Origin of the sequence: Belnapia arida (genome assembly GCF_016773205.1) — a bacterium.
Classification (GTDB): Bacteria; Pseudomonadota; Alphaproteobacteria; order Acetobacterales; family Acetobacteraceae; genus Belnapia; species Belnapia arida.
Map to the genome: position 1 here is coordinate 1 of NZ_JAETWB010000073.1, position 11105 is coordinate 11105.

Sequence of the window (11105 nt, forward strand, 5' to 3'; positions counted from 1 at the left end):
TCCCGAGTGCCGCGCGACGGCAAACGCCCTCGGGCGGAGAACACACCCCATGAGTATGCGTGCATTGCTTGAGCGCCGAGCGGCGATCAAGGCTGAGCTTGAAGGCATCAACAACCAGCACCCTGAGGCGCTCCCCGATGACGCGCAAGCGCGCTGGGATACCCTGAGCACCGAGGCCGGGCAGCTTGAGCAGCGCATCGGGCGGCAGGCACAGCTTGACGATCTCGACCGCCGCGTTGCCGGCCAGCCGCCGGCGCCTGGTGCAGCGCCGCGGCGCGAGGTGCGGGCATTCGCCGGCGCCGCATCCGAGGTGCCGGAGGGCTTCAAGGGAACGATCCTCCGCGGCCAGAATGGCGAAGCCGTGCCGGTGCTCGGCTATGAGGACCGCGTTGCCGACTTCCTGCCGCGCTCCGAGAGCCGCGCTGCGGAGCTTGGCCTCGGTGGCTATCTCCGCGCGCTCTACAACGGGCCGCAGACGGAGCTTGAGCGCCGCGTGATGGCGGAAGCCACGCAAGGCGCCGGCGGTGCGCTCGTGCCGGCACCGCTGGCGGCCGAGGTGATCGATCTCCTCCGCGCTCGCTCGGTGGCCTTTCAGGCCGGCGTGCGGACTATCCCGATGAGCTCGCAGAGCGTGAAGTTTGCGCGCATCACCGCGGATCCCGTGGGTAGCTGGCGCGCGGAGAATGCCGCGATTACCGAGGGTGATCCGGCATTCGATAGCGTCACCCTCACCGCCAAATCCTGGGCGCTGCTGACCCGCATTAGCCGGGAGCTCCTTGAGGATGGGCAGAACGTCGATCAAGTGCTCCGCGCCGTCTTTGCGCGAGCCGCAGCGGTGGCGCTCGATCAAGCCATCCTCTACGGCACCGGCGCCGCCAACCAGCCGCGCGGCATCGCCAATACAACCGGCATTCAGACTGTGGCCGCCGGTGGTGCGAACGGTGCAGCCGTCACCGGTTGGGCGAAGTTGCTGGACGCGACCGCGGCGCTTGAGGCGGTCAATGCCGGCGATATCTCGGCAATCGTCATGGCGCCGCGCACAAGCCGCGTGACCTATGCGTTTGCCGATAGCACCAACCAGCCGCTTGAGGTGCCGCCGCGCCTCAGGAACATCCCGATCCTGAGCAGCACGAGCATGCCGATCAATGAGACGGCAGGCACGAGCACGAATGCCTCAAGCATCCTCATGGGCGACTTCGGCGAGGTGTTTGCCGGCATCCGCACCGGGCTCACCATCTCGATCCTCAACGAGCGGTATGCCGACACCGGGCAGGTTGGCTTCGTGACCTGGCTCCGCGCCGATGTGGCGATTGCTCGCCCGGCGGCGATGGCCCGCATTACCGGCATCATCCCATGAGCGGCGGAGCGCATCTTCCCGGCGGGCTCGAGATCCGCAGCACGGCGGCGGAGGTGCGCTCCGCGCCGGATTCACGGCGGCTGGAAGGCCATGCCGCCTTGTGGAATGTGGAGGCGCGGATCGGCGGCTTCCGCGAGGTGCTCCGGCCGAATGCCTTTCAAGCCAGCCTCCGCAGCGGCCGGGATCTCGTGGCGCTCAAGGACCACGATCCGCGGTTCCTCTTGGGCCGAACGCGTGCCGGCACCCTGAGCTTGCAAGAGGACAGCCGCGGCCTTGCCTTCGCGCTGGACGTGGCGCCCACCTCCTATGGCGATGACCTCCTTGCGCTAGTCCGCAGCGGCAATGCGGGCGGCATGAGCTTCGGCTTTCTTGTCGATAAGGATGACAAGGCCGCCGAGCGGTGGATCGGCGATCTCCGCGAGCTCCGCGGCGTGGTGCTGCATGAGATCTCGGTTGTGTCCTGGGCGCCGGCCTACAGCGGGACAACCGTTAACGCGCGCTCGCGCCTGATTGCCGGGCCTCGCGCCACCGCGGCCTTTCGCCGGCGGCAGTTGGAGGCGCTGTAGCCATGGGCCTCCTCGCCCGTCTCCTCGGCCGGCCGGAGCAGCGCGCCATCACCGCCGCGACGATGGAAACGGCCGGCGTGCCGATCGGCCAGGCGCTTTCCGAGCACTACGGCGCCGATACCTTGAACGCCAACCTTGGCACGGTGGTCGCGTGCATCAACGCGGTAGCCGGTACCATGGCGGCGCAACCGGCCTATGTGTACCGCCGCAGCGAAGCCGGCCGGGTGGAGGCGCCGAGCCATCCCGTGGCGCGGCTGATCCGGCAACCTAACCCGCACCAAACTTGGGCCGATTGGCTTGAGTGGATCATCGGCGAGGTGCTGAGCCGCGGCAACGCGCTCTCGATCGTGGAGACGGACGGCGCCGGGCGGCCGATCGCCTTAACGCCCGTGCCTTGGTCGCATGTGTCGCCGCTGTGGTCGCGCTCCGGCCGGCTCGTGTTCGATGTGGCGCAGTATGCCACCCCATGGGGCGGCGTGACGGAGCGGCGCCGGCTGCTGGCGGAGGAGGTGTTCCACCTCAAGGACCGGAGCGATGATGGCATCATCGGCCGGAGCCGGATCTCCCGCGCGCCCGGCGTGATCCAGAATGCCGCCGCCCTACAGGCTTTCAGCGTGGCGCAATGGCAGAACCAAGCCACGCCGAGTGGTGCATTGCAGTTCGACGGGCCGCTCACGCCCGAGGCGCTGGATCGGGTGCGGGAGAACCTCAAGCAGCGCCATGCCGGCACCGGCAATGCGCGCTCGATCATGTTGCTTCCTGGCGGGAGCCGCTGGGTTTCTCTTTCCGTCTCCCCTGAGGATGCCGAGGTGCTGGCCTCGCGGCGGTTCAGCCGGGAGGAGCTCGCCTCGCTCTACGGCGTGCCGGCGCCGGTGGTGGGCATCCTCGATCATGCCACCTTCACCAATAGCGAGACGCTGTTGCGGTTCTTCGCGCAGCAAACCTTGGCCGGTTGGTGCCGCAAGGTGGAGCTTGAGTTTGCGCGCTCCGTGTTCGGCACGAGCAGCGGCGACTACAGCCTTGAGATCTCCCTCGATGGCCTCCTCCGCGGCGATCCGGCGCAGCGGTGGGCCGGGCACAAGATTGCGGTTGAGGCCGGCATCCTGACGCCCAACGAGTGCCGCGAGATCGAAGGCTTCAACCCGAGGCCGGAGGCTGCCAATGCAGCCTAGCCAAACCCTGCCTTGGTATGCCGGCCTGGTGCCGCGGCTGCACATCCTGAGCGGCGCCCCCTGCTCCTTTGCCGTCATGGTCGCTTTGAGCGAATCGGATGCGGTGCCGGAGGCGCTCATGCGGCCGGGCAGCGCAAACGCGCTCCTCACCCATGATCCGGGCATGAGCTGGACGGATCGCAGGGGCGAGGCGCTTGCACGAGCAACGATTGAGGCCGGCGGCGCGGTTGCCTTTGCCTTTGTCACACTTGGTGATGCGATGGCCTGTCACCGCCGGATTGCGGGTGGCCGGCCGCAATGAGCGCCATTGCCGCCCATGCGATTGACGCACTAGGGTCTGAAATTGCGAACGCCACCCCGAAGCTTTGGCCGGCGAGGGGTGGCGCTCAAAAACCGAAAAACACCGCCCCGAGGGGTGGGCGCTCTTGCTTTGCCGACTCTATGAGCCCGCAAAAACCATTGCAAGAGCTCCCTCACTCGCGAGCGGTCCAGTAAGGGACTGCCCGATGAAGATCGCAGAGGTGTCAACTCAGTTGACACCGAGCATTGAGACTCTGGCCCGCGAGCTCGTTGGTGCCGAGCCAACCAAGCGAACCGGGACTGAGTTGCGGTTCGGAAACCGGGGCAGCCTTTCCGTCGTGATTGGCGGGCCGGAGCCGGGCCGCTGGTACGACCACGAGGCAGGCAAGGGCGGCGATGCCGTCGCCTTAGTGGCGCATCTCCGCCGCTGCACCATGCGGGAGGCTTACCGTTGGTCCCTGGACTGGCTAGGCGTCTCGGCCAGGGAAAGACGGCGGCCGGCGCAGCGCCGCCCTCAGCGGCCCCCTGAGCGGCCGCGGCAGCCATCCGAGGAGGAGCGGAGGAGGGCCGCACTGGCCCGGCGCATCTGGACGGAGGCAGCGCCGGCGGCCGGCTCGCTGGTGGAGCGGTATCTCGCCAGCCGCGGCCTAAGCCTGCCGGCCGATGCGCCGCTCCGCTTTCACCCGACCTGTCGGCGCGGGGCCGAGCGGTTGCCGGCCATGGTGGCGCTCATGACCGATCCCGCCACGGGCGAGCCGCGCGGCGTGCATCGGACCTTCCTCCTGCCGGATGGCAGCGGAAAGGTGGAGAGCGACGCCAAAATGATGCTCGGCGCGGCCGGCGTGATCCGCTTGGTGCCGGATGAGGAGGTGGCGGCCTGCCTCGGCATCGCGGAGGGGATTGAGACAAGCCTCGCGCTGATGCAGCGTTTCGGCTGGACGCCGGTATGGGCGGCCGGCAGCGCGGGCGGCATCGCAAGCTTCCCTGTCCTCGCCGGCATCGAAGCCCTGACGATCTTCCCGGATGCCGATGACAGCGGGGCCAGCCTGAAAGCCGCGCGGCAATGCGCCGGGCGATGGCGAGCCGAGGGCCGGGAGGTGCGGCACATCGCGCCGCCGGCCGGTGCTGACTTCGCCGATCTAGCCGGGAGGGCCGCGTGATGGATGCGTACGCGCGCACCCCGGAAGAGGATCTGCGTTCCGCCGGCGCCGAGACTCACGACTACGGGGCGGCATCGAGCCGCTTCAAGGCAAAGACCCTGGCGGAATGCCTGGTAGATCATGCCGCTAGCTACATCATCAAAGGGGTGATCGCGCCGCGCGATCTGGCGCTGATCTTTGCCCAACCCGGCGCCGGCAAGACCTTGCTCGGGCCGCTGTTGGCTCATGCGGCGGCCACCGGACGGCCCGTTTTCGGCCGGCGCACACGAGCTTGCCGGGTGCTCTACATCGCGGCCGAGGCGCCGCGCGACACCGAGGCGCGGTTTGTCGCCATGCGGCAGCGATACGGCGAGGCGCCCAACCTGCACTTCCTGGGGGTTGAGATTGACCTCCAAGACCCGGATTCCGGCGATCTCGACGACCTCCGGGCCTACATCGCCGAGCTCAAGCCCGATCTGATCTTTCTGGATACCCTGGCCGCCGCCTTTCCGGGGCTGGAGGAGAACGAATCCCGCGACATGGGCCGCGCGGCCAAGACGCTGCGGCTGTTGGGCACACCGCAGGGGCCGCGGGCTCGGTGGGAGGGCGCGGCGGTGGCGGCGATCCATCATGCGCCAAAGGGCGGGGACACCCCGCGCGGCCATGGCAGCCTCAACGCCAATGCGGACGTGACCATGCGGATTGAGGGCCAGGACGCCCAAACCCGGAGCGTGGTTTTCGGCAAAAACCGTAATGGTCCGAGCGGACACGCTTTCGACTTTGAGGTTGAGGTGGTGCACCTCGGGACTGACCAGGACGGCGATCCGATCACCCGGCCGATTGCGGTGGAGGCCGATGAGGCTGCAAGCACGCAAGCAAGCAGCAAGCGCCGCTCGCTTTCCAAGCGGGACAGTACCGCCCTCGGCTTCCTTCACGACCTCCTCTGCACGGAGGGCAAGCCGTTGCCGCCCGCCTGGGGCATGGCATCCGATCTCCGATGCGTCCCGCTCACCCGCTTCAAGGAGGAATGTGAGCGACGGGGCCTCTCAGCGTCCAATGACGCGAGAAACCGCATGACGTCGATTAACCAGGCGGTTCAAGCCCTCAACTTCGCCAAGGCGCTTGCAATCCGGGATGGGGTGGTCTGGGCGGTATGATCGGAATCGTAATGCAAGCAGATGCAAGCGGCTCTAACCCCTTGCAAGCAAACGCAAGCAGGTTGCAAGCAGCATGCAAGCAAATCCAAGCCGTTTCGGTAGGGAATGCAAGCAAGCAAGCGCCCCCTTTAAAGGGCGCTTGCTTGCTTGCATCCCTGCGGCCGCGGAATGAAGGGGAGAGGGGGCATGACCTCGACCGACGCCGTGAAGGGGGAGGCGATGGCGCTTGATCGTAGGCACCTGATCTGGCGATGCCGGTGCGGGGCGATGGAGGGCAAGCTCCACCGGCCTTTCTGTGACAGCGAGCGGTGCGGCGAGTGTGGCGGGCAGTTCCTCTATTGCGATTGCCCGCCGCAGTTGCGCAGCAAGCGCCGCCGCGTGCCGTTCATTCACCTATCCGAACAGTGTTGCGCGCGGTGCGCCGACCCGCACGCCGAGATGTTCGATGTGCCCAATAAGGTGTGGGCGCATTACGTCTTGGCGCTCGGCGAGGGTGATCAATGGCTGTGCTTCAAGTGCTTTGAAACGATAGCCGATCTGATTGATGGGGGCGCCTACGCCCGCGAGCATGGTGGGGCAGTGATGCTCCGCAACATCAAGCCCAACGCGCCGGAGGGTAGCGAGGGCCGCAAGCGGTGGGATGAGCGGTGGAGCGAGCGAGCCCACCTCACCCTCTCTGACAACCTGACGGAGGGGACATGAGCGCCGACGATTCTGCCGACCTGATCGCCGGCGCACTGGCCGGGCTGCCACCGGAGGGGCAAACCGACCTCGTGGTGCTGGCGATGGCGACCTTCGTGCGCACCGCTCGGGAGGAAGGGTGGAGCGAGGCGGAGATTGTGCAGAACCTGCTCGCCCTGTGCCGGGCCGTGGGTGAGCGCGGCGCGGTGCCGGCCGGGCGGCTGCAATGAGCGATCGCTATTACCGGAGCCGGCATTGGCTGGCGCTGCGTGAGGCGACGCTCCGGCGGGATCCGCTGTGCGTCATCTGTGCGCGCGCCGGGCTCGTGGTGGCTGCCACGGTGGCCGACCACATCGTTGAGCGGAGCCGCGGCGGTGCCGATGACCTGTGCAATACGCGAGGGCTCTGTGCCTCGTGCCACGGCCAGCGGAGCCACGGCGGCGAGGCGGCGCCCAAGGGATGCGATGCGAGCGGGATGCCGGCCGACCCTATGCATTGGTGGCATGGCTCGACGGGGAGCCGCGCGAAAAATAGCTGGCAACTGAGCGGAAGTGACCGCGCCCACCATCCGAAAAGAATTAGCCCACCCTCAGAAAGCGATTTTGAGGCCATCTAATGGGCTTGCGAGGTCGCGGGGCAAAGCCGGTCCAACGCCCACCCAAAGGGCCGCCAGCGCCGCGGAAACCGGGCAATCCGGGCACGTCCCGCGCTGACCGGGTGATTGCCTTCTGTGAGGGGCTCACCGTCACCTCCGGCCTCGATGCTGGCAAGCCGCTGGTGCTCCGGCCATGGCAGCGCGCTTTCATCCGCGAGGTGTACGCGACGGATGCCGAGGGCCGGCGGCCGGTGCGAACGGCGCTTCTCTCGGTTGGCAGAAAAAATGGGAAAAGCACCCTCTGCGCTGCGCTGGCGGCAGCTCATTTGGTTGGGCCGGAGGCGGTGCCGCGCGGTTCCATCGTTTCTGCCGCGGGTGATCGGCAGCAAGCGGCGATCATCTACCGGGAGCTCCGCGCCTTCATCGAAGCCAATGAGGAGCTTTCGACGAGGGTTATCTTCCGCGACTTCCACAAGCAGGCGGAGAGCGTAACGACCGGCTCCACCTTTTCCGCCTTGGCCTCCGTAGCGGCTAAGGCGCACGGCCTATCGCCCACGGTGGCGATTTGCGACGAGCTCGCCCAATGGAAAAGCCGGGATCTTCTCGACGCGTTGAGAACCGGCCAAGGCGCCCATGCCGAGCCGCTTACCTTCATTATCTCGACCCGCTCGCCGGACCCCGATAGCCCGCTTGAGGAGCTCATCCGTTACGCCGCCGATTGCGGTGCCGGTATCATCAACGACCCGACCTTTACCGGGCATGTTTACTCGGCCGAACAATCGGCCGATCCCTGGGCGGAGGAGACCTGGCGGCAGGCAAATCCCGGCCTCGGCGACTTCCGCAGTCTTGAGGATGTGCGGGTGCAGGCGGAGCAGGCGCGCCGGCTCCCGAGCCAGGAGGCGGCATTCCGAGCCTATTGCCTCAATCAGCCGGTGGCGGTGGATGAGCGGTTCATCGGCCCGGCCGATTGGGATGCCTGCGGCGCCACGGCCGAGCCGGTGGGGCCTTGCTTCGGCGGCCTCGACCTCTCCGCCGGCCCGGCCGATCTCACCGCCTTTTCGCTCTACTGGCCGGAGACGGGCGCGCTTCGCGTCTGGGCCTTCCTGCCGTCGGAATCCATGGAGCCCAAAAGTCGGGAGGATAAGGCGCCCTATGCCCAATGGGAGGCCGCCGGGCATGTGGTGCGAATGCCTGGCCGGGCGATCGATCGGGCATGGCTCGGCGCCTGGCTGGCGCAGCGGGTTGAGGGGCTCGACCTCCAAGCCATCGCGCTCGATCGTTGGAACCTAAACGACTTCAACGCCACCCTGGACCGGGAGGGGATCCGGCTTCCGCTCCACCCGCGAGGCATGGGCTTTAAGGACATGGCGCCGGCTGTGACGAGCTTTGAAGCGGCGGTTCTGGCCGGCAAGCTCGCTCATGGCGGCAATCCGCTGCTCCGGTGGGCTGTCGCTAACTGCGCCGTGGACACTGATCCAGCGGCTAATCGGAAGCTCTCAAAGCAGCGCAGCCGCGGCCGGATTGACCCGGCGATTGCGGCGGTGCTGGCTGTGGCTGAGGCGGCCCGGCAGCCGGCACCGGCCGATTACAGCCTCGCCGGGCTATCGCTGGTGCTCTAGCCGTACAAACGGGTGTCCAACGCCCGTTCGACACCCGTTCAAACAGGCGGCATGATGGCGCCATGGCGGATCAATGGCTCACCTACCAGCAAGCCGGCGAGGCTCTCGGGTTATCGGCTGAGGCAGTTCGGCAACGGGCTATCCGACTGAAATGGCGGAGGCAGCGGGGCAACGATGGCCGCACGCTAGTTCTAATCCCTGACGATGCATCCGAGCATGTGCGCGTTCGAACACCCGTACAAACACCCGTTCGCATGCTCGTTCAAACGGGCGATATCAAAGCCTTAACCGATGCGATTGAGGCATTTCGTGAGGCTGAAACCAAGCTCCGTGCCGAGCGCGATGCCGCCCTAGATTCCGTTGCAACTGAGCGTAGCCGGGCGGATCGGGCTGAGGGTGAGGTGAAGGCGTTGCGGGAGGCTTTACGCGTGGCCGAGGCGGCAACGGAGAGGTTGAACCAGCATTTGACAAAGCAGTTAGAGGTTCCGCCCTCTCCGCCTTCTCCGCCGCGGCGACCCTGGCAGTTTTGGCGCAGGTGAGCGGTGGCAAGGGCTATCCCGACAAGGCGACCTTTGAGGCCGAGCTCGACCGGCTCACCGGCGTTTACCTCAAGCTGAAAGTGGCAGCGCAAAAGCAGGGCATCGAGATAGAGACCGCCGCCCGGCAGGCGGCCGAGGCCGGCACGCTCACTCCCGAGGATTACGAGATGATCCGGCTAATGCTTTCGGGTGATCTCGGCCAAACAAGCAAGTAGCGAGATATTATTATGGCAAAAAACACCATAAAAAACATAGGAATAGACGGGCTAAACATGCTCGGAATAGATGAAGATAATAATCTTTACTGGGACAAAAAGTTAGTAAAAATTGAGAAGTCGGTATATTTAACATATTGGCAGAAATTTGGAGCAGTTTTGTTAGTTATTGCTGGATGTGTTCAAGCCGTTTCTTCTGCTTACGAAGCTTTTTTCAAATAGGGCTAGTGTCGATAAGCTAAGGCGAAAAAGGAATGGGCCGCCCCGGCGTCCCGAAGCGGCCCCCATGCCTTACCAAGCCCTACCGGACCTTGCGGCCCCGTCGCCTCTCGCCTCTCGCTCTGTCCTCTGGCTCTGGCCCCGTAGGGCACTCGCGCGCGGCACTCGCACTCGGCACCCGACGACCGGGCCGGGCGATCTTCGGCGATCTGGACGGCGGCGCAAGTCACGAGGCCGGGAATCTGGCGGCTAGAGATTGGGCCGGGTGAGAACCGTCTGAACCATATGGTCAGACTCGTAAGGTACGTTCGGCACGCCCCCGACAAAAGTGAGCTCGCCGCGCCGCTCGATCTCGTTGAGCAGCACATCCGTTGAGTGCTGCGTCACGGTGATGAGGTAGAACAGGCGCTCCAAGGACAGGGCGGCCACATCGTCGCCGAGTATCTCGGCCGTGGCGGCAATGAGGTCATCCTTCGGCACATCCACGTCAATCATTGCTTGTTCCTACCCAAATAGGGGGGGGCTCACATGCGATAACCATCACTTACCGCAAGGGAGCCGGAGCTTGCCGCAATCCGACCCTGCCCGATTCGGCGCCCCTCTGGAACCGCTCCCCAAAAGTAATTTTCGGATCGTATTCGGCATGATATGTCACTAAATGTGACAGATTGCCGGTAAACCCGTGCTGGTTCCTAGCAAGTCTCTCAAGCATTACTAATATCGTTGCGATAAGTATATTTGTAATGTCACCAGCCCGCGTATCACATCGGTTGATGCTTTGGGAATTGCTCGCCTAGCTACACGTCATGAGCACGCCCCTGATCCTATCGAAGCTCCTCACCGCGCCATTGTTCCCGCGGGGGCAGGCGCTCGACATGATCCCCGGCCTGGGCGTCTGCAACTTCGGCTCGTGGGTCAAAGCCCGGATCGTCACCCCGATGGAAGCGAGCCGGGGCAAGGGGCGTGCTGCCAGCTACTCCCCGCACGATATCATCCAATTTGCAACGATCCACGAGCTCGCCCGCCAAGGCTTCCCGCTCCGCTGTGCGCGCCTGGTATGGCTAACGGTGGTTCTGCCGCGGCTCATGGAGCGGTGCCACCGGCCGGATGATCCGGCCGATATGGCGGCGCTGTTGGTGCCGCATGCCGCATCCGGCGAGGTGGTCCACCGCCCCTTACGCGAGAGCGGCGGCGATGCCGGCCTCGACCACCCGAAAGCGCCGAACGTCTTCACCGTCTTTCGCGTGGATGCCCACCTCGATTTCTACGCGGCCCGCATCTCGGCGGTGCTGCACGGCGAGGCCGATCCCATCACCGAGCCTCATGCGCGAGTGGCGGAAGCCGCCGCATGAGCTCGCCCGCATCCACCTTGCCGCCTTTCGCGGACGCGGGGCATCCGCAGTTTAAGGCTCCTCAGGGGGCAGGGTGGCGCAAAGACACCCTGAGGAGCTCGCCCGCTCACCCATCATTCCCGAGTGCCGCGCGACGGCAAACGCCCTCGGGCGGAGAACACACCCCATGAGTATGCGTGCATTGCTTGAGCGCC

At 65.8% G+C, this 11105-nt stretch carries 14 protein-coding genes; 13 read left to right on the forward strand and 1 reads right to left on the reverse strand.

Annotated elements, in window-relative coordinates:
- The first annotated feature begins 55 nt into the window (after window positions 1-55).
- The 12 genes from JMJ56_RS31420 (at window position 56) to JMJ56_RS31475 (ending at window position 9562) form a co-directional block, all read left to right on the forward strand.
- Entirely contained in the window at window positions 56-1357 is a 1302-nt protein-coding gene (locus tag JMJ56_RS31420; protein WP_236038982.1) for a phage major capsid protein, read from the forward strand.
- Complete coding sequence (locus JMJ56_RS31425; protein WP_202835790.1) at window positions 1354-1923, forward strand: HK97 family phage prohead protease; 570 nt, start codon at window positions 1354-1356, stop codon at window positions 1921-1923. Before JMJ56_RS31420 ends, JMJ56_RS31425 begins: the two co-directional genes overlap by 4 nt.
- 2 nt (window positions 1924-1925) lie before the next feature.
- The gene (locus JMJ56_RS31430; RefSeq protein WP_202835792.1) at window positions 1926-3095 is read left to right on the forward strand and encodes a phage portal protein; all 1170 of its coding nucleotides are present in this window, start codon (window positions 1926-1928) and stop codon (window positions 3093-3095) included.
- A gap of 28 nt (window positions 3096-3123) precedes the next feature.
- Window positions 3124-3396, forward strand: coding sequence for a hypothetical protein (locus JMJ56_RS31435; protein ID WP_202835794.1), 273 nt, complete (start codon window positions 3124-3126; stop codon window positions 3394-3396).
- A 304-nt stretch (window positions 3397-3700) separates the two neighbouring features.
- Window positions 3701-4555, forward strand: coding sequence for a DUF7146 domain-containing protein (locus JMJ56_RS31440; RefSeq protein ID WP_202835796.1), 855 nt, complete (start codon window positions 3701-3703; stop codon window positions 4553-4555).
- On the forward strand, window positions 4555-5691 hold the full coding sequence (locus tag JMJ56_RS31445) for an AAA family ATPase (protein ID WP_202835798.1): 1137 nt from the start codon (window positions 4555-4557) through the stop codon (window positions 5689-5691). The genes JMJ56_RS31440 and JMJ56_RS31445 overlap by 1 nt, the downstream gene beginning before the upstream one ends.
- A gap of 186 nt (window positions 5692-5877) precedes the next feature.
- Window positions 5878-6393 carry a hypothetical protein gene (locus JMJ56_RS31450; protein ID WP_202835800.1) on the forward strand — a complete coding sequence of 172 codons (516 nt, stop codon included), beginning with the start codon at window positions 5878-5880 and terminating at the stop codon, window positions 6391-6393.
- Entirely contained in the window at window positions 6390-6602 is a 213-nt protein-coding gene (locus JMJ56_RS31455; RefSeq protein WP_202835802.1) for a hypothetical protein, read from the forward strand. The genes JMJ56_RS31450 and JMJ56_RS31455 overlap by 4 nt, the downstream gene beginning before the upstream one ends.
- Window positions 6599-6988: an HNH endonuclease gene (locus JMJ56_RS31460; RefSeq protein ID WP_202835805.1), complete on the forward strand. Its 390-nt coding sequence runs from the start codon at window positions 6599-6601 to the stop codon at window positions 6986-6988. The genes JMJ56_RS31455 and JMJ56_RS31460 overlap by 4 nt, the downstream gene beginning before the upstream one ends.
- Window positions 6989-7089: 101 nt before the next feature.
- Complete coding sequence (locus JMJ56_RS31465; RefSeq protein ID WP_202835807.1) at window positions 7090-8586, forward strand: terminase large subunit; 1497 nt, start codon at window positions 7090-7092, stop codon at window positions 8584-8586.
- Between the two features lie 526 nt (window positions 8587-9112).
- Window positions 9113-9340 (forward strand): hypothetical protein, encoded by a 228-nt coding sequence (locus JMJ56_RS31470; protein ID WP_202835809.1) that lies wholly within the window; start codon window positions 9113-9115, stop codon window positions 9338-9340.
- Window positions 9341-9352: 12 nt separating this feature from the next.
- Window positions 9353-9562 (forward strand): hypothetical protein, encoded by a 210-nt coding sequence (locus JMJ56_RS31475; protein ID WP_202835811.1) that lies wholly within the window; start codon window positions 9353-9355, stop codon window positions 9560-9562.
- Between the two features lie 246 nt (window positions 9563-9808).
- Here the strand turns inward: JMJ56_RS31475 and JMJ56_RS31480 are convergent, their stop codons facing one another.
- Window positions 9809-10054 (reverse strand): hypothetical protein, encoded by a 246-nt coding sequence (locus JMJ56_RS31480; protein WP_202835813.1) that lies wholly within the window; start codon window positions 10052-10054, stop codon window positions 9809-9811.
- A 311-nt stretch (window positions 10055-10365) separates the two neighbouring features.
- Between JMJ56_RS31480 and JMJ56_RS31485 the strand changes: the two genes are divergently transcribed.
- Entirely contained in the window at window positions 10366-10911 is a 546-nt protein-coding gene (locus tag JMJ56_RS31485; protein ID WP_202835815.1) for a hypothetical protein, read from the forward strand.
- Window positions 10912-11105 lie beyond the last annotated feature (194 nt).